Here is a 24489-nt window from a genome sequence, read left to right on the forward strand (position 1 = left end):
CCAAGCAGCATTTGCACCACGCGCAAATCGGCCCCGTGATTCAGCAAATGCGTGGCGAACGCGTGCCGCAAGGTGTGGGGTGAAAGCGGCGCGCGCACGTCGGCGGTGAACGCGTGGCGCTTGATGATGTTCCAGAACTGCTGGCGCGTCATGCCTTCGCCACGCGTGGTGACGAACAGCGCATCGGCGGCGCGAGCGCCCAGCAATACCGGCCGCGATTCGCGCAAATAGCGCTCGATCCAGTCGTGCGCGACCGCCCCGAACGGGATGAGGCGCTCCTTCGACCCCTTGCCCATCACGCGCACCACGCCTTCGTTCAAGCCCACTTCCACCGTTTTCAACGTCACGAGTTCGGTCACACGCAGGCCGCTCGCGTACATCAGCTCAAGCATGGTCCGGTCGCGTAGCCCAAGCGCGGTTTCCACATCGGGCGCGTTCAGCAACGCCTCGACCTGGGCTTCGTTCAAGGTCTTGGGAAAGCGCGGGGCCTGTTTGGCCGAACGCAGCTTAAGCGTAGGATCGGCGGGCGCGCGATGCTCTCGCAATGCCCAAGCGTAGTAGCGTCGAAAAACCGATAACCGCCGATTCGCGGACGTTGCCTTGTCCGCACGGCGGGCGGCGAGATAGCCGTTCATGTCGGCTTCGGTGGCTGTATCGACAGTGCCGCCGCGCGTCTTCGACAACCACTCGGAGAACAAGCGCAAATCGCGCCTATACGCTTCGAGTGAGTTCTTGGCGAGACCATGTTCCAGCCAGAGCGCGTCGCAAAAAAGATCGATCGATGCACTGCTCGACATGAGTTCCGGTGCGCGTTCTGCCTCGGTCACTTCCATTGATTTTTCCTGTAAGCGTGAGGTCATACGTGAGGTCATGCTTCCTGGCGCAGCGCCCATTCGACGTGTTCCCGGACCAGCCCTGATTCATCCGCGGCCCGGGCATTCAAGGCATCGCGTATTGCCGAGCGCTCTTCCGCGCCCAAAGCCGACGAGCGCAACGCGTTTCCCATCGCCACCGCAATATTACGCAACCATTGCTCGTGTCCGATGCGGCGAATTGCGCTGCCCTGCATGCGTTCATCGAAATCATGGGCGCTCCAGCCAAACAGCATCACGAGCGACGCGCGATCGAGCCCGTGGCGTACATCGAAATCCGCGACCGGCGCCGCCTGCGCGAACTTGTTCCACGGACACACGAGCTGGCAATCGTCGCAACCATAAACCCGATTGCCGATCAGCGGCCGCATGTCTTCGGGAATGCTGCCTTTGAGCTCGATGGTCAGATACGAAATGCAACGGCGCGCATCCACACGATACGGCCCGACGATCGCCCCGGTCGGGCACACATCAATGCACCGCGTACAGCTTCCGCGATGCGCGCCGTCGTGTTCGGGCGCTTGATCGGGATGGGTCAAAGCGTCAGGAGGCAGCGGGATATCCACCAGGATCTCGCCGATAAAAAACAGCGACCCGGCATCGCTATCCAGCAACAGCGTGTGTTTTCCGCGCCAGCCGTTACCCGCTTTTTGTGCCAATTCGACCTCGAGAACGGGCGCGGAATCCGTGAATACGCGATACCCGTACGCGCCAATTTCGGCTTCTATGCGCTCGGCCAACTGCTGCAAGCGGTTGCGCATGACCTTGTGATAATCCCGGCCGCGAGCGTAGACAGATACAACCGCCGCCGCGGGATCGTCGATTCGAGCCCATTCCGCCGCGCGCCAGTCCATTGCCTGACCGTCGGCTGTCGCGGCACTTTCGCGTGCCTTGCCGTCGAGCGTCGATGCCGGCAGATAGGCCATTCGAACTGTAATAACACGTCGCGTGCCGGCCACAAGCTCGGCTGGCCTTGCGCGTTTCATCCCATGTTTGGCCATATAATCCATCTCGCCGTGATAGCCTGCTTCGAGCCATGAAGCCAGGCCTTCTTCGGCTTCCGTCAAGTCGGCGTCGCTGACGCCGACTGCAGCGAACCCCAGCTCGCGCCCCCACGCCTTGATGCGTAGCGCGAGTTCAGCCAGCGCGGCTTCGTCGTCAAGTCTGAAGTGGCGCGTGTCCGCGACGGCGTCGTCTGACGCGCTCTCGCGTTCCACAGGGTGTTCCGGCAAACGGTTCATCACGACATTTTACGAGAATGCCCGACAGCCTCACTCGATCGTTTGCAAACCCTCCCGCCGCGCTGCTCGAACGCCGCTTCGACCTGCCCGACGAAGACGCGACGCTCGCCTTCGGTGGCCGCTTCGCGCAGGCAATACTGCAGGCCCGCGGACTGAACGATTCACGAAATTCGACCACTCCGAACGAACGTTTTCCCGGTTTGCAGGTCCAGTTGATCGGCGACCTGGGCGCGGGCAAAACCACGCTGGTGCGCGCGACGCTGCGCGCCCTCGGTCATGCAGGCCGCGTGCGCAGCCCCACTTACACGCTTATCGAACCCTACTCGCTTGCTACGGAAACGGGTCCGCTCGAGCTCTATCACTTCGATCTTTATCGCTTTGCCGATCCAGCCGAATGGGCCGATGCCGGCTTTCGCGAATACTTCGACGCAGGCGCGATCTGCCTGGTCGAATGGCCGCAACGCGCGGGCGGTCTGCTGGGTGTGCCGGATCTCGAATTCACGCTGGAACAGGAAGGCGAAGGCCGCGTGCTGACAGCGCGCGCGTTTAGCAAAACAGGAAAGTCATGTCTCGAAAGTTGTTGATCAAGCCGTTTCATTCGATCGAATCGACCGCCACGGCCTCGCACAACTGGCGGCGGCGCCAAGTGCTGCGCGCGGGTGCTTCGACTATCGCGCTCGCGCTGCTCGGACCGAAGCTCGCCTACGCGAGTTCGGTGCTGGGTGTGCGCGTGTGGCCCGCCCGCGATTACACGCGGGTCACGATCGAATCCGATCAGCCGCTGCAAAACACTCAGCAACTGCTGCAGGGTCCGGACCGGCTGGTGGTCGACCTGAATGGACTCGACCTCGATCAGGAACTGAAGGATCTCGTCTCGAAGATCACGCCGAACGACCCGCAAATCCAGTCGGTGCGCATCGGACAATATCAGCCTCATGTGGTCCGGATGGTGTTCGACCTGAAGGGGTCCGTGAAGCCGCAAGTATTCACGCTGACGCCGATTGGCAGCTACAAGTATCGGCTGGTCTTCGATTTGTATCCGGCTGTTGCTCCCGACCCGCTGATGGATTTGCTCGCTCAGTCCGAGCACAAACAACAAACCTTCGATCAGTCCAACCCGAACCCAACACCGCCGCCCGCCACGCTGAGCGGCCCCGCCACGCCTCCGAAAACGAACGCGCCGGACAACACGGACGAATTTTTCCAGAAGTATGCGCAGTCCGATCTGCCGCGCGCGCCCTCGCCGTCTTCTCCATCTTCTCCGTCAATACCCGTGCCGCCTGTTGCAGCGGTTCCGAAGCCCCGGCCTACGGTCAAATCTGCACCGCCTACGGCCTTGGCGAACCAGGATAGCCCGTCCGGCAGCGACACCAGCGACGACTACAGCTTCTCCAATCCGAAGAGCACCAAGTCCGGCACAACGCGCCTGCTCACTGTCGCGATCGACCCGGGCCACGGCGGCGAAGATCCGGGTGCGATCGGCAGCGGCGGAACGTACGAGAAGCACATTGCCCTCGATGTCGCGAAGAAGCTGCGCGCGAAGATTGATGCCCAGCCGAACATGCGCGCCATGATGACGCGCGACGCCGACTTCTTCGTGCCGCTCAATGTGCGTGTGCAGAAAGCGCGTCGAGTGGGTGCGGACCTGTTCGTTTCCATTCACGCCGATGCGTTCACCACGCCCTCGGCGCGCGGTTCATCGGTGTTCGCACTTTCCGATCACGGTGCTTCAAGTGCAGCCGCGCGCTGGATGGCGAACAAGGAAAACTCGTCGGACTCCATTGGCGGCATCAATGTGACGACCCAGGACGCCAGCGTCAACCGGGCGTTGTTCGACATGTCGACGACCGCTCAGATTCGCGACTCCATGCGCTACGGCAATTTCGTGCTGAACGAGATTGGCGATATCAACAAGCTGCACAAGGGCTCGGTGGAACAAGCCGGTTTTGCGGTGTTGAAAGCGCCGGATATTCCGTCGATCCTGGTGGAAACCGCGTTTATCAGTAACCCCGAAGAGGAACAGCGCCTGAACGACGACGCTTATCGCGACAAGATGGCTAACGCGATCATGAAGGGCATCAAGCGTTATTTCGCGGCCAACCCGCCGCTCGCAAAGAGCCGGATGACGTAAATAGCCAGGTTCGCTCGCGCTGGGCTACAAGCGGCGCTGGGCTACAAGCAGGTAAAGGCCGGAGCGAGCAAACCGCGCCGGCCTTTACCCCGCCTGCTTTCGCTTTGACCCTAACGCGCCGCCGATAAAAACCGCTGCCTCAACCATCCGCCGAACACATTCACAACTAGTCCGGCCATCACCAGCACCGCTCCCACAAATTGCATCGGGCTCAGCCCTTCATCAAGCAGCAATGCCGCTGAAGCCAACCCGACAATGGGCACGAGCAACGAAAACGGAGCAACCTGACTGGCCGGATAACGCGCCAGCAGCTTTCCCCACAACGTATAGCCGAGCATCGTCGCAATAAACGCGAGATAAACGATCGCCAGGACCGACGTGAGCGAAATGCCGGACAAGCTAGCCGAAATGCGCGCGGGCCCCTCCACCGCCAGAGAAAGCGCGAGGAACGGCAGTGGCGGCACCAGGCTTGCCCACACAACGAGTGACAACAGGTCGACCTTGCCCATGCGCTTCGTGATCACATTGCCCATGCCCCACATGGACGCCGCCGCGAGCGTGAGCAGGAAGCCGGCAACGGTCATGGCATGGCCCGCCTGAACGCCGATCACAGCCAGCCCGCACGCCGCGATCAGCAAACCCACGACGTTCGGCGCCCGAAAGCCTTCACCCAGAATCATGGCCGCGAAGATCAGCGTGAAAAACGCCTGCGCCTGCAACACCAGCGACGCAAGCCCGGCGGGCATGCCAACAGACATGGCGTAGAAAAGCAGCACGAATTGCCCGAACGAGATGGTCGCGCCATAAGCGAACAGCCAGCGAAACGGAATAGCCGGGCGCTTGACGAAGAACACGGCCGGGAAAGCGACCAGAGCGAAGCGCAAGGCGCCAAGCAGCATGGGCGGAACGCCGTGCAGGCCCACCTTGATCACGACGAAGTTCACGCCCCAGGCGAGAATGACAATCAGCGCGGACAACAAATCCTTGGGCGACATCGCCGTCTCCGTGAGTTTATTTCGAAGCTGCCTTCAGAATCAGACCGGAGCCCGGAAGCCCCGAATTCAGATCGAAAGCAATTCGACACTGTAGCGGACGATTTTGCAAATGCGCTGCACAAACTGACGCCATAGCCCATTCGGATAAGGCTATCTCGCGTGGCGGACCAACGGAAAAAGCGCTTGTGCCGGTTAGGGCGCAAGCGCTTTTTCCTTGAACCTCAACCTCTTGAACCTGAACGCCCGCGGCGCTCCAAACCTACTTGCTTTGACCGTTCTCCGTCGCGGCACTCGCGCCCGTTTCCACCGCGGGCGTTTTGCTCGGGTTAGCCGATTGCCCGACCGACGACTGCGGGTTCGCATGCTTGCGCATCTTGTGCTTTTTCACCGGCGCGGAGGCGGCATCGGACGAATCGGCGCCTTGCATTGCCGGCGCGGTCGATGAATCACCGTTCGACGTTTGGGCGTAGGCGCCGGTGGTGGCGAACAGTCCGGCGGCTACAGCGATCAAAAGCGTGTTCTTCGTCATGGTGAAGTTCCTGTTTAGGCTAGGTGGAAAGATCTATCGCAAGGGTGTATCGAAACGGTCCATCGAAAGTTGCACGCGTGAATGTCCTGCCGAATGGCCTATCGCACGGATACCGCTTGCGTGCTCCCACACGGCGCCCAGTAGAATTGCAGTTCCGAGCACGCAACCCGGACGTCCTTATGTCTTCCACAATCCAAGCGTTCCTCAAGCCGCATCAGCACGACGTCGGCGGCCTCATGGTGCGTCGGGTACTGCCTGCACTGGCTGCCCGCACTATCGGACCGTTCATTTTCTTCGACCATATCGGCCCTGCAACGCTCGTGCCCGGCGTCGGGCTGGACGTGCGCCCCCACCCGCACATAGGCCTCGCGACGGTCACGTATCTCTTCGAGGGAGCGATCATGCATCGCGACAGCGTCGGCTCGGTCCAGAAGATCTCGCCTGGCGACGTGAACTGGATGACGGCCGGCGGCGGCATCGTGCATTCGGAACGCACGCCCGACGAGGAACGCGCCGCCGGGCAGAACATGCATGGCATCCAGACATGGGTTGCGTTACCCGTAGCGGAAGAGGAGTGTGCGCCGTCGTTCGAACATCATCCGGCCGCAACCCTGCCGCAACTCGAAAGCAATGGCGTGACCTTGCGGGTGATTGCGGGGAGCGCCTTCGGCGAAACGGCGCCGACCACCACGTTCTCTCCCACCCTTTACGTCGCGGCGCAATTTTCGGCGAATAGCGCCGTGACGCTCGACACGGAACATGAGGAGCGCGGGGTGTATCTGCTGGAAGGCGATCTCTCCATTGACGGAGATGCGCTGCCCGCCGGCCAGATGGCCGTGTTGAAGCCGGGGTTTTCCGCCGATCTGCGCAGTACGGAAGGCGCCATCGCGATGTTGCTGGGCGGCGCGCCGCTGGACGGCCCGCGCTTCATCGAGTGGAATTTCGTCTCCAGTTCGAGGGAAAAAATCGAGGCGGCAAAACTGGCGTGGAGCGAACAGCGGATCGGGCAGGTCCCCGGCGAAACCGAGTTCATTCCGTTGCCACCGCCGCGCCGCCAAGCCAATCCGCCTGAAGAAACTTGAGGCCTGGAACTTGTGAGCCCCCGGTTCGAGCCCTGGGCCCCGACCCCGCGGCTGAATCAGGCATGCACCCGGTTGAACTCGGCCGTGTTGCCCCAAGATAATCGTTCATCTCGAATTGTTCATCGTTTAAGCGTTTTTGGAGGAACACCATGGATACAACACTCGCCACGTTCGAACAGGACGTAATCGCCGCGTCCACGCTTGCGCCGGTGCTCGTCGATTTCTGGGCGCCGTGGTGCGGTCCGTGCAAGACGCTCGGTCCGATGCTCGAGCGGCTGGAAGCAGAAGGCGCGGGCAAGTGGAAGCTGGTGAAGGTCAACGTAGATGAAAATCCGGAATTGGCGCAGCACTTCCAGGTGCGCAGCATTCCGCACGTGGTCGCGTTCGCGGACGGCCATGCCGTTGACCAGTTCATCGGTGTGCTGCCGGAGGGCCAGTTGCGCGAATTCATCGACAAACTGGTTCCGGACGGCGCGGAAGCCGAGCGACGTGCCGCGCATGCGGCCTACGAGGCAGGCGACACCGATCTCGCCATCGACCATATCAAGGCGACGCTCGCACTGGACCCCGGTTATGACGACGCGCGACTGGACTTGATCGAGTGGCTGCTTGCCGCGAGCCGCACAGACGAAGCACGGAATGAAGAGAAGCTGCTGTCGCCGAAAACCACGCAGGGGATCGACGCTCGCTACAACGCGCTAAAGACCGAACTGGACGCCGCCGATGCTGCGGAGAGCCTGCCGCCCGCCGACGCCCTGATCGACGCCGTGAACGCCAATCCTGACGATCTGGAGGCCCGTTTCGCGTTGGCCAACCGGCTGATTGCCGGCCGCGACTACAACGGCGCGCTGGAGCATTTGTTCGCGATCGTGACGCGCGACCGCAAGTTCATGGACGACGTGGGCCGCAAAACCATGCTGTCGGTATTCGACCTGGCGGCGCATCAGCCAGAAGTGGTTTCGCAATGGCGCCGCAAATTGAGCGCGGCCATTAATTAGCAGAAACTGATGCGAACTGAGGCATTAAGCGTCTAGAGCTAAAACCTTTCAAATAGTTTAAATTGATATAGACGAGAAAGGCATTTTGAAAAATGGCCGCTTGAAAGCGGCCATTTTCTAACTTGCGCGACGTTTAAGCTCGGCCCGCAATATTTCTTAAGACATACGCGGCGGCGGCGAATCCGAAACTGGCCGTCACGCAGACACTCGATCCAAACCCCGCGCAATTCAGTCCAACTGGTCCCGCGACGGCGGGCACCGTATCTCCCGATCCCGCCGCCTCGCTGGTGTCGAGAACGAGTACTTCCGGATAGATCAACGGCTCGTCGGAATAGACCGCGCTCACCTTGAACTTCGCTTTTGGTCCGCGCGGAAAGCCGTGCAATTTGCGCAGTTGCCCGCGCACTTTCGAGAGCAACGGGTCCTGGATCGTGAGCGCCAGATCATCGATACGAATCCGTGTTGGATCGAGCTGTCCTCCCGCTCCGCCAACGGTGATCAACGGCTGTCCATGCTCTACACACCATGCAATTAGCGCGGTTTTCGTACGCACGCTGTCGATTGCATCGACGACGAAATCGAAACCGCCGCCCAGCACCGAACCGAAATTCGCGGGCTCGATAAAATCTTCGACCTGCTCCACGCGGCACGCCGGATCGATCAGGTGAATCCGCTCGGCCATCGCGCTGACCTTGGCCTTGCCGTAGTTGCCATCCAGCGCGTGCACCTGACGGTTCGTATTGCTTTCGGCCACGTTGTCGAGATCGATCAATGTCAGGCGCCCGATCGCATTGCGCGCCAGCGCTTCGACCGTCCACGAGCCCACGCCGCCAATCCCGATCACCGCAACATGCGCGCGTTCGAACGCCGCAAGACCAGCCGGGCCATACAAGCGCGCCACGCCGCCAAAGCGCCGGGCGCGGTCGGCGGCTTCAAACTCCGGTGTGGCGGAGGTAAGATTTAAAGTGTCGGCAGAGGCAGGAAAAGCGGTCATGATGAGGTAGCCGGCAGGGTGGCAGAACAAGCAAAAACAAGGCACGGAAGCATCGGGAAATCGGCGAACGGCACCGGTCCGCGCTGACGCGCTATCACAACGATAGAACCGGATATCAGCAAGAATTCGCCGAATTGCGTATTCTGCCTTATCGATGATTGGACGTAAGAAATCACCGACCAGTTTTTGAAAGCAAAATGAAAATAATTGCTGAATTGAGTCAAATTCTATCGCCCGGGATCATGATCTAAATCATTCAAGATCAAAGGGACATTGGCAGTAAAGCGCAGAATTTGATGACCTTGGCTATACTAATGCGATTGAAGCGTTTGCATAAAAAATGACGACCCTCGCTGATCTTCGAAAGAATTATTCCCTCGGATCGCTGGAAACATCCGACGTGGATCCCAACCCGATTCGACAATTCGAAACGTGGTTCGCGCAGGCGCTCGACGCACAATTACCCGAACCCAATACCATGACGCTCGCGACTGTCGACGAGCATGGACGCCCTTCGGCACGCATCGTGCTCATCAAGGGCGTAGACGACCGGGGTTTCGTATTTTTCACGAATTACCTCAGCCGCAAGGGTCATGAACTCGCGAGCAACCCCGCCGCGAGCCTGCTGTTTTACTGGATCGAACTCGAACGCCAAGTGCGTATCGAGGGCTCCGTCGTCAAGACAAGTCCGGAAGATAGCGATGCGTATTTCGCGTCGCGCCCGCTTGGATCGCGAATAGGCGCGTGGGCGTCGGAGCAGAGTGAAGTGATCGAATGCCGCGCGGTGCTTGAAGCCCGCGAGCGCGAATTGATTGCGAAATACGGTGACAACCCGCCGCGTCCGCCACATTGGGGCGGCTACCGGCTCGTTCCCGACACCATCGAATTCTGGCAGGGCCGTCCGTCACGGTTGCATGACCGTGTCGTTTATAAACGTGCTGCACACACGCTCGGCGGTAACGGCCAGCAATGGCAAATCGTCCGCCTATCGCCTTAGCCTTAGCAAGACTTCGACTTTCACCGGGTTCCTTGTGGACCCGTATTGACCGGACCCGCGTTAAAAACGCGTCTCGTTGCGGCGTGTGCGGGCGGTGAAGGGCAAGGGACGAAGGGCAAGCAACAAGGCATCGCGAACAATGTGGAAAACGTGCAGTGCAATCGACCCGGTTTAGCTTCATTTTCATCTGAGCGCGGAGAACGAGCATGTTTTGGGAGAAAAAGCTGACGCAGTGGGTGCAGGACATTCGGGACCGGGCAAACCTGCCCGCCCGGCTGGTACTGTGGGATGGACAGCAACACGACTTCGGAAGTTTCGCGGCACCGCAAGTCACGCTACACGTGAAGAGCGCGACCGCCCTGCCCTATCTGCTCGAACCGAGTCTCGACAACCTCGGTGAAGCCTATGTGAAGGGCAAGATCGATATCGAAGGGAAGCTGTCGGACATCATCAATATTGGCTACGGGCTGGCCAAGAACACGGTCACGAGCGCGGGCAAGCTGGCGCGCGTACGGCGCTACTTCAATCATACGAAGGCGTCGGACAAGAAGGCCATTCAGTACCACTACGATGTATCGAACGAGTTCTACGAGCTGTGGCTCGACAAGAACATGGTCTACTCGTGCGCGTATTTCGAGAACGGCGATGAAGATCTCGCGACCGCGCAGATCAAGAAGATCGACCACATCCTCACGAAGATCCAGTTGCAGCCGGGCCAGCGCTTGCTGGACATCGGCTGTGGCTGGGGAGCGCTCGTCTTGCGCGCCGCCCAGAAATTCGGGGCGAAATGCGTGGGCGTCACGCTCTCGCAGAACCAGTTCGATCTCGCCACGAAGCGCGTGAAAGACGCCGGGCTGGAAGGCCAGATCGAGATCCGCCTGCAGGATTATCGCGACGTGCAAGGCCAGTTCGACCGGATCACCAGCGTCGGCATGTTCGAGCACGTCGGCCGCAAGAACCTGCCCGGCTACTTCGCCAAGGTGCGCGAACTGCTGGTCGACGACGGCATTGCGATGAACCACGGCATCACGTCGACCGACTTCGACAGCGGCGAGACGGCGCTTGGCGGCGGCGAGTTTATCGACCGGTACGTGTTCCCGGACGGGGAGCTGCCGCACATCGGGCTTGCGCTCGAAGCGCTGCAGGAAGGCGGCCTGGAAGCCGTCGACGTGGAAAGCCTGCGCCGTCACTACGCGCGCACGCTCGACATCTGGGCGGAGAATTTCGAAGCGAAGGCGGAGCAGGCAAAGGCACTCGTCGACGATGAAAAATTCCGCATCTGGCGCGTGTATCTTGCGGGTTGTGCATACGCGTTCGAGAACGACGACGTGTCGATTTATCAGATCGTGTGCCGCAAGGCCGGGCGCAGCGCGAAAACGCTGCCGTGGTCGCGCCGTTATATCTACGATAAACCGCTCTGAGTTCAGCGCCTGATTCTGCCGCTCCTCATGAACCCGCATCCGGCGACGAACCGGATGCGGGCTTGGAACCGCACGCGCAATCCGCGCCGCAGGTCGATTTGTTCGGCGCGGCGGACGAGCCGGAAACGGGACATAGCAAACCTGCTTCTGCTGCACCGTCTCACACAAAACCGAAATCACGCGGCGGCGTCTTGCCCGCTGTCGCCGCGCCTGAACATCACGCGTTAGCTCTTCGCCTTCCGGACACCGTTCATATCGGCCCCTCGACGTGGTCGTTTCCCGGCTGGCGTGACATCGTCTATGGCGACGAATACTCGTCCCAGAAGCTTTCCCGCGATGGCCTCAACGCGCTCGGCGCGCATCCGTTGCTGCGGTGTGTGTCGATAGACCGTTCGTTCTACGGGCCGTTGTCAGTGGCGGACTATGCGCGCTATGCGAACCAGGTGCCGGCCCACTTCCGCTTCATCGTAAAAGCGCCGGCCTCTGTCACCGATGCTACCGTCCGCGGCGACAAAGGCGCACCCGCCGGCGATAACCCCGCCTTCCTGAACGCGCAAATTGCCATCGATGAATTCGTGCAGCCGTGCATTGCCGGTCTGGGCGAAAAAGCCGGCGCGCTCGTGTTCCAGATTCCGCCATTGCCGGACGCGCTGATCGTCGATCCGACCGCATTCCTCGAGCGCTTGTCCGCGTTTCTCAACGCGTTACCACCGTTGCCGGGTGAAAGTTGCTACGCGGTGGAATTGCGCGACGCCATCATGCTGACGCCTCGGTTTATCCGCGTGCTGCGTGAGGCAAAGGTGCGGTATTGCGTCGGCATTCACGCACGCATGCCGGATCCACGGCGCCAGGCAAAGGCGCTCGCGCTGCTGGACGAAGGTGGGCTCGGGCCGCTGATCGTGCGCTGGAGTCTGCACGGCGGCTTCAAATACGAGCAGGCGAAAGCGAAGTACGAGCCGTTCGATAAACTCGTCGATGAAGATCCGGACACGCACGAAGCACTCGCCGAACTCGCGCTGCGCTACGCGCTCGCAGGCCAGCCGGTGGTGATCGCGGTGAACAACAAGGCGGAGGGTTCAGCGCCGCTGACCTGTTTCAAGATCGCGATGTATCTGGCGGCCGGGATGCCGCGGGAATAAAAAACGGGCTTCGATTTCGCGAAGCCCATCTTCATCCATTGCCGCTCAGAAACTCAAACGCTCAGCGTTTCAGCCGATGCGCGAACTTCTGCCTGAACTTCGCCACCTTCGGCGCGACCACGAACGCGCAGTATCCCTGGTTCGGATGCTGCTCGAAGTAGTTCTGGTGATAGTCCTCGGCCGGAAAATAATTGCCGTTCAGCGGCGTGACTTCAGTCACGATCTTGCCGTCGAAAATGCCGTCTTTCTGCAATTGATCGATCACTTCGAGCGCGATCTTCCGCTGTTCGTCAGAGTGCGTGAAGATGGACGACCGGTACTGCGTGCCAACGTCATTGCCTTGCCGGTTGAGTTGCGTTGGATCGTGAGTCGCAAAGAAAATTTCCAGCACGTTGCGATACCCGATCACCGCCGGATCGAATTCCACCTTGATGACTTCCGCGTGACCGGTCGTGCCGTCGCAGACTTGCTCATACGTAGGGTCCTTCACCTGGCCGCCGGCGTAACCCGACTCCACCGACAGCACGCCTTCAACGCCTAAAAAAACCGCTTCGGTACACCAAAAACATCCGCCGCCAATGGTGGCGGTTTCGCGCTTTGCCTGCTCGTCATGTTGCGTCATGCTGGCTCCTGGTTCGTGTTCCGCGAGAGCTGACAAATGCGTGCGGAAGCCTGTGAATCAACCCTGCCAGCTTACTGGTTTTCGGTTGTCCGCGTTGCCTGTACGGCCTTTAGCACAGAGGCGAACGAGTCGATTCCGATAGAATCGTAACAATCGCCAATCCTCCGATGACTTCGAAAACTTCATCCGGCTCATTGTTACCTATGGTTTGCCGCCTGGATTCCGCCGATACTGTCGAACCTGAACCCATCCCGATGAAACGCGCTAATCCACCGAATTTCGACGCCACCGCTTTCCGCGACGCTCTCAGCCAGTTTGCCACCGGCGTCACCGTGATCACCACGCGCACCGAGTCCGGGCAGTTGATCGGCATTACCGCCAGTTCGTTCAATTCTGTTTCGCTCGATCCGCCGCTCGTGCTGTGGAGCCTTGCAACCAAATCCGCATCGATGCCGGTATTCCAGGCCAATAGTCACTACGTAGTCAACGTGCTGGCCGCGACGCAAGTCGATCTTTGCAAACGCTTTGCGACGGTCAAGGGCGACCGTTTTGCCGGCGTGTCACACGCCGCGGGCGACACCGGCATGCCGGTGCTCGACGGTGCGCTCGCGTGGTTCGAATGCCACAACCGCAGCCGTTATCAGGAAGGCGATCACGTGATCTTCGTGGGTCAGGTCGAGCGATGCGGCGTGCATGAAAATGCAGCGGAGATTGCCCCGCTCGTGTTTCAGGCGGGGCAGTTTCATACACTTGGATCGCTGTAACCGGCTAGTTCAGCCGGTCTTGGACCTGGATCAACGAACCCCGATCAAGACACGCTGCCGGTTCTGTCGATCAGGGCGACCGGCACGCCCGCTTCGTCCTTCATGGTCTGAAGCACGATGTTCGAGCGGATATCGATCACACCGGGCGCCTTGTACAGCTTGCTCAGGATGAAGTCCGAGTAGTGCTTGAGATTGTGTGCAAGCACCCGCAGCACGTAATGGGTGTCGCCGGTCACAACAAACGCACCCACCACTTCCGGCCATTCCCGTACGGCGGCTGCGAATTTCTCGTGCCAGTTTTCCTGGTCGTTGCGCATGGAAACATGGACGAAAGCCTCCAGTTCCACGCCCAGCCGTTCCCGGTCCAGACACGCGCGATAGCTCGCGATTACCCCTTCCTCCTCGAGCAGTCGCATGCGGCGCAGACACGCTGACGGCGAAAGCGAAATCCGCTCTGCCAGATCGAGGTTGCTGATGCGTCCATCTTCTTGCAGCACCGACAAAATACGGCAATCCGTTGCGTCCAGCGAGAACCCGGTCATTTTTTAGTCTCCCTGCGGCTGTTTCATCGAATTATGTTCTAAGAGCCGTGTTTTTGGGATGTTATTTCTAAATCACTTTTTGACCGATTTTGACCCGATTTCGCTATTAAGCAGCTTTATTCGGGCTCAATCAGGCGTCCTTCACGCCAGTCGCGCCGCTAGCGTCCGTAGCTTGGGCGCAACAATATTGCGGAAATAGGCTTCGTCCATCGACGATGCCGGCCCGCTGCTGCTCAGAACGAGCCAGCGGCCGTTGCGAATATCGCGTAAAGGTGCAGCGATGGCGTTCACATCGGCATGCCAGTCGCGAAACGAATAACAACAGCCATCGCGGGCGTAATCGTCGATCGCCTCTTTGGCCGCCTTCACCAGCCGCGCGCCGTCTTCGCCTTTCTTCGCGGCCGCCGCGCCGAGTTCTTCGAGCAAAGCCGCCTGCTGATCCGGCTCCTGCACCGCCAGATACGCGCGCCCCATTGAGCTGGTCAGCATCGACAGCCGTGAACCCGGCGCAAGACCCAATGTCAGCGCCGTCTCGCTACGGATGGTTTCCAGGTAGATCATGTCGAGCCCGTCGCGGCACCCCAACGACACCGCCGCGCCAATTTCCCGCGCGAGCACCCGCATGTGCGGGCGCGCCAGTTCGAGCGCATCGGCGCCCGCCAGCAACGCGAATCCCAGCGACAGCACGCCCGTGTCGAGCGCGTATTTGCCGGCCGGTTCGTCGAAACGCAGATAACCCAGCGTGGTCAGCGTGTACGCAAGCCGGTTGACGGTGGCTTTGGGCAAGCCGGTTCTATCGACGAAATCGCGATTTCCCAGCAAGGTCTCGCCCGGACGAAATGCGCGCAGCATCTCCAGGCCGCGGGCGAGCGCGACGACAAACTTGCGTTCATCGATTCCTTCTGATGAATCGGGAGACTCCGCAGACGATTCAGAAGACTTTAGCGACTCGGAATTTCGGATGGAAGTTATCGGCATCGGATGCTAGACTCAGTTCTGATTTGCAAAACATTGTTCCGCTTAGCGGAACATCAGTCAAGTCCTAAAATCAGGAACAGAGGAAACAGGAGAAACAACATGGCCGATGACGCCCGTTTTAGTTGGGAAGATCCGTTGCTGCTCGACCAGCAACTCAGCGACGAAGAACGCATGATCCGCGACGCCGCGCATGCCTACGCGCAGGACAAGCTGCAGCCGCGCGTGCTCGACGCGTTCCGCAACGAACACACGGACGTGGCGATCTTCCGTGAGATGGGCGAACTCGGCCTGCTTGGCCCGACCATTCCCGAACAGTACGGCGGTCCCGGTCTCAACTACGTCAGCTATGGCTTGATCGCGCGCGAAGTTGAGCGCGTGGATTCGGGCTACCGGTCGATGATGTCGGTGCAATCGTCGCTCGTCATGGTGCCGATCAACGCATTCGGCACCGAAGCGCAGAAGCAAAAGTATCTGCCGAAGCTGGCGACCGGCGAATGGATCGGGTGCTTCGGGCTCACCGAGCCGAACGCCGGCTCCGACCCCGCCAGCATGACAACGCGCGCCAAGAAGGTGGACGGCGGTTTTTCGATCTCCGGCCAGAAGATGTGGATCTCGAATTCGCCGATCGCCGATGTTTTCGTCGTGTGGGCGAAGCTGGAAGAGGAAGGCCGTGATCTGATTCGCGGTTTCATCCTGGAGAAAGGCTGGAAGGGCTTAAGCGCGCCGGCCATTCACGGCAAGGTCGGCTTGCGGGCGTCGATTACCGGCGAGATCGTGATGGACGAAGTCTTCGTGCCGGAAGAAAACCTGATGCCGAACGTGAGCGGGCTTAAAGGCCCGTTCACCTGCCTGAATTCCGCGCGCTATGGGATCGCGTGGGGTGCGTTGGGCGCGGCCGAAGCGTGCTGGCACATGGCTCGTCAATACACGCTGGATCGCAAGCAGTTTGGCCGTCCGCTTGCCGCGAACCAGTTGATTCAGAAGAAACTCGCCGACATGCAGACGGAAATCACCCTCGGACTGCAAGGCGTCCTGCGTCTGGGCCGCATGAAGGACGAAGGCACGGCGGCGGTCGAAATCACGTCGATCATGAAACGCAATTCGTGCGGGAAAGCGCTGGATATCGCGCGACTGGCGCGTGACATGCTCGGCGGCAATGGCATTTCGGACGAATTCGGCGTGGCGCGCCACTTGGTGAATCTGGAAGTGGTGAACACGTACGAAGGCACGCACGACATCCATGCGCTGATCCTCGGACGCGCTCAGACGGGAATTCAGGCGTTTTTCTGAGTTACGTTCTCGTCGGGATTGCCCCGGCTCCTTAAGTCGGCCGGGAAGCAAAAAGCCAACGCATTTCATGCGTTGGCTTTTTGATTTTTTACTTGCCACTTGCCACTTGAAGCAGGTTCCGGCCAGCGCTTACTCGTCCGGCTGCGGCGTCAGGCGCAGATACGGGCGCACAGCCTTATAACCCTTCGGGAACTTGCGCTTGATCTCCTCCGGGTCTTGCAGCGACGGAACGATAATTACGTCGTCGCCCTGCTTCCAGTTACCCGGCGTTGCGACCGAATGGCTATCGGTCAGTTGCAGGGAATCGATCACGCGCAGGACTTCATCGAAGTTCCGGCCGGTGCTGGCCGGATACGTGATGGTCAGGCGGACTTTCTTTTTCGGATCGATGACAAAAAGCGAGCGCACCGTCTGCGTGACATTCGCGTTCGGGTGAATCATGTCGTAGAGCTCCGACACCTTGCGGTCGCCGTCGGCCAGGATCGGAAAGCCGACATTCGCTGCCTGCGTCTCGTTGATGTCCTTGATCCACTCCTTATGCGATTCCACGGTATCGACTGATAACGCAATGGCCTTCACATTGCGTTTCTCGAACTCGCCCGTCAGCTTCGCGGTCAGGCCCAGTTCCGTGGTGCAGACCGGCGTGAAATCTGCTGGATGTGAAAACAGCACGCCCCAGCTGTCGCCTAGCCATTGATGAAACTTGATACGGCCAACGCTTGAATCCTGTTCGAAATCGGGCGCCGTGTCGCCTAAACGCAAGCTCATGATGTGTCTCTCCTCGAAGTGATGCACTGCGTTGATCGTCGCACAGTGCAGATCTGGTACAGGTTGGTTGCAGGGGGCTCGGCAAAAGTTAAAGCATACGGGAGTAGACCTGCCCAACGAACGAACATTCCGTCACATCGTCATGCATTTTTGTAATTTTTCGGCCTTGGCCGGAAACTTTCGCAGGCTGGAACGACATCCGCCCGATGCGGCGTTGTGCATCCGTGCATTTACGGCCGGCCTCTACGCGATGGCGCAATACCCTTTGAACATTCCAGTGACCAGCTTTGTGACAGCAGGAACAAAACCTGCATGGTTTGTTCCAGGGGCCGGATGGACGCCAATTTGCGACCGCTTCTTTGGTACGATTGGCGTTGCCTCACCTGTGTGGAGCCATCAATGTCACAAATCAATAAGGAGCGATTCATGTCGGATATCAAAACCGTTCTCGCAGACGCCGAAGACCTGTTGAAACAGGCCGCAAGCGCCACAGGCGAGCGTGCATCCGAGTTGCGCGAGACCGCTCTGACCCGCTTGAAGCAAGCGAAGGAGAAGGCTGCCGACGCACAAGTCGTGGTGATCGAAAAAGGCAAGAAAGCTGCTCGTGCCACCGACGACTTCGTTCACGAACGCCCGTGGGCATCAATCGGGATTGCTGCAGGTTTAGGCGTCGTCGTTGGTTTGTTGATCAATCGCCGCTAACTCTCGCCAATCCCAGAGGCCAGGTTAGCCACGGTGTTGGTACGGTTCGCTATTTGCTGTATGCAGGGCTAACTTTGCAGGGCTATTTTCGCCGGTGAAAACCGTAACCGCCTGGGACCGCCGGAGTTTCTGACCGGCGTCCAGCTTATTAGACCGGCCGGCGCGGCTATGCGACCCGGCCGGAAACCTCCGCGCCAAAAATAACGCGCTCCTCGCGCTCAAGCCATGACGACAGAAAGGCAATCTCAGCACGATACGCAAGGGCCGTTGCGCCGCATTGTCAGTTCCGTGTTCGCCATTTTCGAAACGCGCCTGGAACTGATCGGCATCGAGCTCGCAGAAGAAAAGCAGCGGCTGATCGGCGTACTGTTCCTCGGTCTTGCCGCCATGATGCTCACCATGATGGCGCTCATTACGCTCACGGTGCTGGTCGCGATCGCGTTCTGGGACACGTACCGGTGGCAATCGCTTGCGGGGATCACGGTTGCGTACGCGCTGGTTGCCGTGTTTTGCGCCATCCGCGCACGCGCCGGCCTGCTCGATGCCCCTAACGTCTTCGACAGCACGCTCGCCGAGTTCAAGAAGGACCGCGACACGTTCAACTGATGTGCGCCAAGGGCTCACCTTATGGCGACGCCCGGGCAGTACGACAAAACAGTATTCATCGACGACTTTCCAAGAGCCCGCCACGCCATGAGTCACTACGACGACACCTTCAAAGCCCAGAAGCGAGCGACCGCGCACAAGCTGAGCACGCCTCACATGCGCGCGTTGCGCAAGGAACTGCTGATCGCGCGGGCGGACGTCGAGCGCATGGAACTTGCGCAAGCCAGCGCCGATCTGCGTTACAAGTTCTCTCATTTCAGCGTCCTGAATTTGCTGATGCCGGGGCGCCGCAAACGTGGCCGGACATCGGGTGGCAGCGGATTCATGAGCCGGATAAGCGGCCTGAGCGGACTGTTCAGTGGCGGCGGTGGCCTGGGCCTGTTGCTTAAGCAATACCCCGTTGTGAGTTCTTTCGCCTCGCTGGTGCTCACGAAACCTGTGCGCTCCCGCCTGATTGCCAGCGCGAAACCGATACTCAAGTGGGGCGGTCTGGGCCTGCTGGGCTGGGAGGCGTATCGCGTATGGCAACAGATCAAGTCGAGTCCGGACAAGCCGTTGGCGCCCGACGCGGCTGTTGATCCGGACGCGTGAAGGTATCGGCGCGGGGATAGGCGTGGGCCGCCCAGACTGTACGGCGTAGCGTTCGTTCAATTCGCTCATTTTCCGCTCCAGCACGCCGCCACTTTGGGCGGTGTGATTTTTTCGCCGACCGATTCGACCTGACGCCCGTCGCGTCCAGCGAATAGATTCCGCACGCGTCGTTCGCGTCCACCGGTTGCGCTTCGATCGAATGCCCGCCGTTCTGCTCCGACTCACCGAGCATCCGCAACACGTAAATCGGCGTGCCCAACGCGGGCGCTTGATCCAAGCCAAGCGGCAGCTTGGCAGCAACGTCATTGCTCGAAATCGTTCGCGCGCGCTCCACGTATTGAGCGGCGCGATAAAGCGCGCTCACTGCATCCAGTCGATGCCCTCTTGCCACCTGTTCCCGATAAACCGGCATGGCGAACGTCGCGATGATCGCCGCGACACCGAGCGTGATCATCAGTTCGAGCAGCGTGAAGCCCTTGTCAACCATGGTCATGGCGAGCTCCCCTGAAACGGCTTTGCGACAATGCGGCGCCAGTGCCGCACGACGCCGCATTCACCCATTTCAATCTCCTGCTGTAGCCACGACTCGTTGTCCGCCATCCGGCCGAAACCACGGGCAGTGATCAAAAAAGCGCCGGCTTGATCGTTATCCCGGGCCGGCCACGCTTCGATGAGGCATTGAGGCGGACGTATCGCGTATGGCCATGATGCAAACGGCATCACTGCAACTGCCGATGCACCTTCGAACGAAGTCTTCAGCCGCCATTTGTTCGGTTCGGCGGCTAGTGGATCAGTACGGCTTTTCAGTTCGGGCAGAGAGTCAAGCGCGATGCTGGCGCAGCGGATCACGGCGCTGTCGGCACTGTGAAATGCCTGTACGCGCTCACCCAGATTGGTTGCTGTTCGCGCGCTGACGAGCGCCGCCTCGAGCCATGCGGCGACGGTGACCAGTAGCATCGACGACATCAGCAAGACGATCGGCAACGCAATGCCGCGTGAGTGTCTACGTAGGCGGATACATGAGCGGATACGTTTTTTCATGACGACGCCGCTCCTGGACTGTTCGGTGAGTTCATCGCATTGCGCAGTGCGATGCGGCGCCGGAAAACTTGCCTGATACGACCGTCCGCGGATACGACCGACACACCATCACGATCGATATAACGCGGGTGAGCCGTCGCGCTCGCACTGTCTCCGCGCACGAGCACGCGCACGTCCACGGCGACGACCAGCGGCCAGCGTACCCGCGAGATTGCCGCGGCGTCCACAGAGGACAACGCGTCTTTCAGCCAGTAGCCGAACCCGAGCCGCTCGATCCCCTCGACCAGTGGCTGCCCGGTCCCGGGCTTGCCGCTTCCCTCCGCAACGGAATCTGCAATCGACGTGGCCGACTCACGTGCCGCCAGCGAACGTTCGGTGCGAGCCAGCCACAATTGCGAGCCGATAATCCCGAGCGCCGTAATGGCCGTCAGCGACATCGCGACCAGGACTTCGATCAGTGAATCTCCCCGGCCACCCCTGCGCAATGAACGTGTCATGTCGCCGCTCCGCACGCGCCCTGTGTCAACCGGGGTCGGCCGCCGGCCGCGAGCCGGATACAGCGGCGCCCGCGCACTCCAAGCGACGCCAACCCGATGTTGCGGGCACTGAAGTCGAAGCTGCGAAAGCCGCCGATCACCTGGCCCGAGGGCGGCGTGAACGACAATTCACTCCCCGCGCCGCCAATAGCAATACCGCTCGCCGCCGGTTGCATTCGCAACAACACGCGCGCGCCGCCGCGATCGGCGAATAGCGCCCATCCGCATGACCAGTCCGTCAAGCCGCCGTCGCAAGCCTTGTTGGCCGCGAGACACGCGTGCGAGGCATCGATCCGGTACAAGGTCACGCGTGCGCCGCGCCGGATCGCTTCCGAGCGCGCCAGCGTGAGGGTGGACATCATAGTGCGTGCGCGTGCATCGACCTGATCGCGCTTATGCCAGACGACAACGGACGGCGATGCGAACGTGGCAACGACAGCGATCACTGCAAGCACGACCGCGAGTTGGACCAGTGTGAAGCCTGACGGACATCTTAAATTCATCTGCATTCCTTATCGATTGAACTGAATCAACGCTCAATCTAAAGAGAATTTTCGATGTCTGCCATTAGCCGATCGGTCGAGTATCGGACGTGCGAAAGCTTCGACATACTATCGAAACGATCACAGGGCTCAAGCTAGAAAGGACCAACGAAATGCAGAAACGCTCAGCGTTTGCGGGGACTGGTTTTGCGCGGCGCGGCGCGCCGGAATTCCTCGAGCACGTCTTCGAATTCGGACACGTCTTCAAAGCGTTTGTAGACCGAAGCAAAACGCACGTACGCAATGGTGTCCAACTGCCGCAGCTCGTTCATCACGAGTTCGCCCAGACGGTCACTGCGAACTTCGCGCTCGCCGCTGCCAAGCAACTGGTATTCGATCCGCGCAACGGCTGCGTCAACGGCATCCGCCGCGACGGGGCGCTTGCGCAGCGCCAGTTGCATGCTCGCCACTATCTTCGCGCGATCGAACTCGGTGCGGCTGCCATCCTTCTTTACTACCGACGGCAACGCGAGTTCCACACGCTCATACGTCGTGAAACGTTTGTCGCAGGCGGGGCAACGCCGCCGCCGGCGAATTGCCGCCCCGTCTTCCGACACGCGCGAATCCGCCACTTGCGTGTCCTCATGCCGGCAGAAGGGGCAGCGCATCGCTTAGCCGTAGACCGGGAATTGCTTGGTCAACGCGGCGACCTTGGCGCGTACGCGCTCGAGGTTGGCTTCGTCTTCCGGCGCATCCAGCACGTCGGCAAACAGGTTACCCACCTGCTCGGCCTCAGCCACGCCAAAGCCGCGCGTGGTCATGGCCGGCGAGCCGATACGCACGCCGCTCGTGACAAACGGCTTTTCCGGATCGTTCGGAATCGCGTTCTTGTTCACGGTGATATGAGCCTTGCCGAGCGCAGCTTCCGCTGCCTTGCCGGTGATGTGCTTGGCGCGCAGGTCGACGAGCATCACGTGACTTTCGGTACGGCCCGAGACAATCCGCAGGCCACGCTTCACCAGCGTTTCGGCCAGCACCCGCGCGTTGTCCACGACCTGTTGCTGATACGCCTTGAATTCCGGCGTCAAAGCTTCCTTGAACGCGACAGCCTTACCGGCGATCACGTGCATGAGTGGGCCACCTTGAATGCCCGGGAAGATGGCCGAGTTGATTTGTTTCTCGTACTCCGCCTTCATCAGGATCACGCCGCCGCGCGGGCCGCGCAGGCTCTTATGAGTCGTTGTCGTGACGAAATCCGCGAACGGGACCGGATTCGGATAAACGCCGGCCGCAATCAGACCTGCGTAATGTGCCATGTCGACCATGAAATACGCGCCAACGCTCTTCGCGATCTTCGACAAGCGCTCGAAATCGATCTTCAGTGCAAACGCCGAAGCGCCCGCCACGATCAGCTTCGGTTTGTGTGTTTTGGCAAGCTCTTCGGTCTTGTCGTAGTCAATGTCTTCGGCTTCGTTCAGGCCGTAGCTGACCACGTTGAACCATTTACCCGACATATTGACCGGCGAGCCGTGCGTGAGGTGGCCGCCTTCGGCCAGGCTCATGCCCATGATGGTGTCGCCAGGCTTGAGCATGGCGAAAAACACGCCCTGATTGGCTTGCGAGCCGGAATTCGGCTGCACGTTGGCGGCTTCAGCGCCAAACAGTTGTTTCACGCGGTCGATAGCCAATTGCTCGACAATATCGACGTACTCGCAGCCGCCGTAATAGCGCTTGCCCGGGTAGCCTTCCGCGTATTTATTCGTGAGCTGCGAGCCCTGGGCTGCCATGACAGCCGGGCTGGTGTAGTTTTCCGACGCGATCAGCTCGATGTGATCTTCCTGGCGCTGGTTTTCCTGCTCGATCGCCGCGAACAATTCCGGATCGACTTGGGCGATAGTACTTTGGGCTTTATCAAACATACGTTTTCCGTTGAATGGATGCCAGTTGACCGGATCGCGCGTGCGCATATGCACCGCGTTCGCCAAGAGCGCGAAGCACGATGGGTCCCAAGCGAGGCGGAAGAGAGAAGCTCCGTTTACGCGAGACGGACAGCCACCGACAACGCAACGAGCGCGCGCGGATCTCAGCTGCCCAGGCGAACGGCAAAACGACACCCTGCGCTTCCCAGTGGGTTAATCCACCTTGGATCCGAAGATCCTTGTCGCCAGTTACGCAGGGCTGGAGCGTCCTAGTTTAATGGGCCGCCTGAGAATAGGCAACTGCCGGAAAGCGCCTGAAACAGGTGCTTTCAAGGCCATAAAGTACCGCAGGCCGCAGCGTGCAAGCGCTACAAAGGGGCTAAAATTGCCGACCGGGAGCGGAATTTGCGCTACTCAGGCGTCTTGTCCGGCCGGATTGAATTATTCATTGACATAAAAACTGACAACTTGTCGCGTCGCAGCAATGGAAGTACGCTGTCCGGCTTTCCCGCAAGCGCCCAGGCGCCGCCCGCGTGAAAGCTCCCTTTCCGTAACCTGACAAAGCAACCTTACAACCGGAATCCGCACATGATCGTATTTGTCACTGGCGCTTCCGCCGGCTTCGGCGCAGCCATCGCCCGCACCTTTGTGAAAGGCGGCCATCGCGTGATTGCAACCGCGCGCCGCAAAGACCGCCTGCTGGCGCTGTCGCAAGAACTCGGCGACGCGCTGCTGCCCGTTGAACTCGACGTTCGCGACGAATCCGCGATTAAATCGGCTATCGCAACGCTCCCGGACGCTTTTTCGCAGATCGACGTGCTCGTCAACAATGCCGGGCTGGCGCTCGGCCTGGAACCGGCACAGCGCGCGAGCCTCGACGACTGGAACAACATGATCGATACCAACTGCAAGGGCCTCGTCACAGTCACGCACGCGTTATTGCCTGGCATGGTCGAACGCAATCGCGGGCACGTGTTCAATCTCAGCTCGATCGCAGCGTCCTACCCCTACCCGGGCGGCAACGTTTATGGCGCGACTAAAGCGTTCGTGCGCCAGTTCAGCCTGAATTTGCGAGCAGACCTGACCGGCACGGCGTTGCGCGTAACCGACATCGAACCCGGGCTGTGTGGCGGCACGGAATTCTCCAACGTCCGCTTCAAGGGCGACGACACGAAAGCTGCCAACGTCTATAAGGACGTGCAACCGCTGACGGCCGAAGACATTGCCGACTCCATCTACTGGATCGCCA

Annotated in this window: 28 protein-coding genes and 1 riboswitch; of the genes, 13 read left to right on the forward strand and 15 right to left on the reverse strand. The window is 60.1% G+C overall.

From position 1 onward, the window contains the following. A partial coding sequence (locus JWR14_RS16840; protein ID WP_299708793.1) for a site-specific tyrosine recombinase XerD occupies positions 1 to 833 on the reverse strand: 833 nt, incomplete at its 3' end. A 35-nt stretch (positions 834 to 868) separates the two neighbouring features. Then, complete coding sequence (gene queG, locus JWR14_RS16845; RefSeq protein WP_299708796.1) at positions 869 to 2113, reverse strand: tRNA epoxyqueuosine(34) reductase QueG; 1245 nt, start codon at positions 2111 to 2113, stop codon at positions 869 to 871. 17 nt (positions 2114 to 2130) lie between these two features. Here queG and tsaE point away from each other — a divergent pair, with 17 nt between their 5' ends. Both tsaE and JWR14_RS16855 read left to right on the forward strand, forming a co-directional pair. Then, a complete protein-coding gene (gene tsaE / locus JWR14_RS16850) occupies positions 2131 to 2697 on the forward strand; it encodes a tRNA (adenosine(37)-N6)-threonylcarbamoyltransferase complex ATPase subunit type 1 TsaE (protein WP_299708799.1) in 567 nt (188 codons plus the stop codon). Beyond that, positions 2679 to 4244 carry an N-acetylmuramoyl-L-alanine amidase gene (locus JWR14_RS16855; RefSeq protein ID WP_299708802.1) on the forward strand — a complete coding sequence of 522 codons (1566 nt, stop codon included), beginning with the start codon at positions 2679 to 2681 and terminating at the stop codon, positions 4242 to 4244. The genes tsaE and JWR14_RS16855 overlap by 19 nt, the downstream gene beginning before the upstream one ends. A 110-nt stretch (positions 4245 to 4354) precedes the next feature. Here JWR14_RS16855 and JWR14_RS16860 read toward each other — a convergent pair whose 3' ends face one another. Together JWR14_RS16860 and JWR14_RS16865 are read right to left on the reverse strand one after the other, a co-directional pair. After that, on the reverse strand, positions 4355 to 5239 hold the full coding sequence (locus JWR14_RS16860) for an EamA family transporter (RefSeq protein WP_299708805.1): 885 nt from the start codon (positions 5237 to 5239) through the stop codon (positions 4355 to 4357). Between the two features lie 259 nt (positions 5240 to 5498). After that, the gene (locus tag JWR14_RS16865; protein ID WP_299708807.1) at positions 5499 to 5768 is read right to left on the reverse strand and encodes a hypothetical protein; all 270 of its coding nucleotides are present in this window, start codon (positions 5766 to 5768) and stop codon (positions 5499 to 5501) included. A gap of 179 nt (positions 5769 to 5947) precedes the next feature. On the opposite strand from JWR14_RS16865, the gene JWR14_RS16870 reads away from it, so the two are divergent. Continuing rightward, the gene (locus JWR14_RS16870) at positions 5948 to 6850 is read left to right on the forward strand and encodes a pirin family protein (RefSeq protein WP_299708810.1); all 903 of its coding nucleotides are present in this window, start codon (positions 5948 to 5950) and stop codon (positions 6848 to 6850) included. A gap of 149 nt (positions 6851 to 6999) precedes the next feature. After that, positions 7000 to 7848 carry a thioredoxin gene (gene trxA, locus JWR14_RS16875; RefSeq protein WP_299708813.1) on the forward strand — a complete coding sequence of 283 codons (849 nt, stop codon included), beginning with the start codon at positions 7000 to 7002 and terminating at the stop codon, positions 7846 to 7848. Between the two features lie 133 nt (positions 7849 to 7981). Here trxA and JWR14_RS16880 read toward each other — a convergent pair whose 3' ends face one another. Then, entirely contained in the window at positions 7982 to 8842 is an 861-nt protein-coding gene (locus tag JWR14_RS16880; protein ID WP_299708817.1) for a tRNA threonylcarbamoyladenosine dehydratase, read from the reverse strand. Between the two features lie 340 nt (positions 8843 to 9182). Here JWR14_RS16880 and pdxH point away from each other — a divergent pair, with 340 nt between their 5' ends. The 3 genes from pdxH (at position 9183) to JWR14_RS16895 (ending at position 12399) form a co-directional block, all read left to right on the forward strand. After that, the gene (gene pdxH / locus JWR14_RS16885) at positions 9183 to 9839 is read left to right on the forward strand and encodes a pyridoxamine 5'-phosphate oxidase (protein WP_299708820.1); all 657 of its coding nucleotides are present in this window, start codon (positions 9183 to 9185) and stop codon (positions 9837 to 9839) included. 206 nt (positions 9840 to 10045) lie between these two features. After that, on the forward strand, positions 10046 to 11260 hold the full coding sequence (locus JWR14_RS16890; protein ID WP_299708823.1) for a cyclopropane-fatty-acyl-phospholipid synthase family protein: 1215 nt from the start codon (positions 10046 to 10048) through the stop codon (positions 11258 to 11260). Positions 11261 to 11322: 62 nt separating this feature from the next. Continuing rightward, positions 11323 to 12399 (forward strand): DUF72 domain-containing protein, encoded by a 1077-nt coding sequence (locus JWR14_RS16895; RefSeq protein ID WP_366144554.1) that lies wholly within the window; start codon positions 11323 to 11325, stop codon positions 12397 to 12399. Positions 12400 to 12460: 61 nt separating this feature from the next. Here the strand turns inward: JWR14_RS16895 and msrA are convergent, their stop codons facing one another. Further along, the gene (msrA, locus tag JWR14_RS16900; RefSeq protein ID WP_299708826.1) at positions 12461 to 13021 is read right to left on the reverse strand and encodes a peptide-methionine (S)-S-oxide reductase MsrA; all 561 of its coding nucleotides are present in this window, start codon (positions 13019 to 13021) and stop codon (positions 12461 to 12463) included. Positions 13022 to 13275: 254 nt separating this feature from the next. Here msrA and JWR14_RS16905 point away from each other — a divergent pair, with 254 nt between their 5' ends. Then, entirely contained in the window at positions 13276 to 13785 is a 510-nt protein-coding gene (locus tag JWR14_RS16905) for a flavin reductase family protein (protein ID WP_165092496.1), read from the forward strand. Positions 13786 to 13829: 44 nt separating this feature from the next. Here JWR14_RS16905 and JWR14_RS16910 read toward each other — a convergent pair whose 3' ends face one another. Both JWR14_RS16910 and JWR14_RS16915 read right to left on the reverse strand, forming a co-directional pair. Then, the gene (locus tag JWR14_RS16910) at positions 13830 to 14327 is read right to left on the reverse strand and encodes an Lrp/AsnC family transcriptional regulator (protein ID WP_165092497.1); all 498 of its coding nucleotides are present in this window, start codon (positions 14325 to 14327) and stop codon (positions 13830 to 13832) included. A gap of 141 nt (positions 14328 to 14468) precedes the next feature. Then, positions 14469 to 15305 carry an IclR family transcriptional regulator gene (locus JWR14_RS16915; protein WP_299708843.1) on the reverse strand — a complete coding sequence of 279 codons (837 nt, stop codon included), beginning with the start codon at positions 15303 to 15305 and terminating at the stop codon, positions 14469 to 14471. A 99-nt stretch (positions 15306 to 15404) separates the two neighbouring features. Here JWR14_RS16915 and JWR14_RS16920 point away from each other — a divergent pair, with 99 nt between their 5' ends. Beyond that, positions 15405 to 16595 (forward strand): acyl-CoA dehydrogenase, encoded by a 1191-nt coding sequence (locus JWR14_RS16920; protein WP_299708845.1) that lies wholly within the window; start codon positions 15405 to 15407, stop codon positions 16593 to 16595. Positions 16596 to 16724: 129 nt separating this feature from the next. Here JWR14_RS16920 and JWR14_RS16925 read toward each other — a convergent pair whose 3' ends face one another. Then, the gene (locus JWR14_RS16925; RefSeq protein WP_299708847.1) at positions 16725 to 17363 is read right to left on the reverse strand and encodes a peroxiredoxin; all 639 of its coding nucleotides are present in this window, start codon (positions 17361 to 17363) and stop codon (positions 16725 to 16727) included. Positions 17364 to 17762: 399 nt separating this feature from the next. Between JWR14_RS16925 and JWR14_RS16930 the strand changes: the two genes are divergently transcribed. The 3 genes from JWR14_RS16930 to JWR14_RS16940 all read left to right on the forward strand — a co-directional run bounded on the left by JWR14_RS16930 (position 17763) and on the right by JWR14_RS16940 (position 19262). Beyond that, positions 17763 to 18065 carry a DUF883 family protein gene (locus tag JWR14_RS16930; protein WP_299708871.1) on the forward strand — a complete coding sequence of 101 codons (303 nt, stop codon included), beginning with the start codon at positions 17763 to 17765 and terminating at the stop codon, positions 18063 to 18065. A gap of 225 nt (positions 18066 to 18290) precedes the next feature. Further along, positions 18291 to 18671 carry a phage holin family protein gene (locus JWR14_RS16935; protein WP_299708849.1) on the forward strand — a complete coding sequence of 127 codons (381 nt, stop codon included), beginning with the start codon at positions 18291 to 18293 and terminating at the stop codon, positions 18669 to 18671. Positions 18672 to 18758: 87 nt separating this feature from the next. Beyond that, complete coding sequence (locus tag JWR14_RS16940) at positions 18759 to 19262, forward strand: DUF3318 domain-containing protein (RefSeq protein WP_299708874.1); 504 nt, start codon at positions 18759 to 18761, stop codon at positions 19260 to 19262. Here the strand turns inward: JWR14_RS16940 and JWR14_RS16945 are convergent. The 6 genes from JWR14_RS16945 to glyA form a co-directional block, all read right to left on the reverse strand. Continuing rightward, entirely contained in the window at positions 19204 to 19755 is a 552-nt protein-coding gene (locus JWR14_RS16945) for a type IV pilin protein (RefSeq protein ID WP_366144555.1), read from the reverse strand. The genes JWR14_RS16940 and JWR14_RS16945 overlap by 59 nt on opposite strands. Next, positions 19752 to 20303, reverse strand: a complete 552-nt coding sequence (locus JWR14_RS16950) for a hypothetical protein (RefSeq protein ID WP_299708851.1) — start codon at positions 20301 to 20303, stop codon at positions 19752 to 19754. The genes JWR14_RS16945 and JWR14_RS16950 overlap by 4 nt, the downstream gene beginning before the upstream one ends. Next, complete coding sequence (locus tag JWR14_RS16955; RefSeq protein ID WP_299708853.1) at positions 20300 to 20800, reverse strand: PilW family protein; 501 nt, start codon at positions 20798 to 20800, stop codon at positions 20300 to 20302. The genes JWR14_RS16950 and JWR14_RS16955 overlap by 4 nt, the downstream gene beginning before the upstream one ends. After that, entirely contained in the window at positions 20797 to 21348 is a 552-nt protein-coding gene (locus JWR14_RS16960; protein WP_299708856.1) for a GspH/FimT family protein, read from the reverse strand. The genes JWR14_RS16955 and JWR14_RS16960 overlap by 4 nt, the downstream gene beginning before the upstream one ends. A gap of 158 nt (positions 21349 to 21506) precedes the next feature. Then, on the reverse strand, positions 21507 to 21989 hold the full coding sequence (gene nrdR / locus JWR14_RS16965; protein WP_299708859.1) for a transcriptional regulator NrdR: 483 nt from the start codon (positions 21987 to 21989) through the stop codon (positions 21507 to 21509). Between the two features lie 3 nt (positions 21990 to 21992). Then, positions 21993 to 23240 (reverse strand): serine hydroxymethyltransferase, encoded by a 1248-nt coding sequence (gene glyA, locus JWR14_RS16970; RefSeq protein WP_299708862.1) that lies wholly within the window; start codon positions 23238 to 23240, stop codon positions 21993 to 21995. A gap of 163 nt (positions 23241 to 23403) precedes the next feature. After that, positions 23404 to 23503, reverse strand: a riboswitch (ZMP/ZTP riboswitch). A gap of 325 nt (positions 23504 to 23828) precedes the next feature. On the opposite strand from glyA, the gene JWR14_RS16975 reads away from it, so the two are divergent. Beyond that, on the forward strand, positions 23829 to 24489 hold a 661-nt coding region (locus JWR14_RS16975; RefSeq protein WP_299708865.1), incomplete at its 3' end, for an SDR family NAD(P)-dependent oxidoreductase.

The organism is Caballeronia sp., from assembly GCF_028292365.1.
GTDB lineage: Bacteria > Pseudomonadota > Gammaproteobacteria > Burkholderiales > Burkholderiaceae > Caballeronia.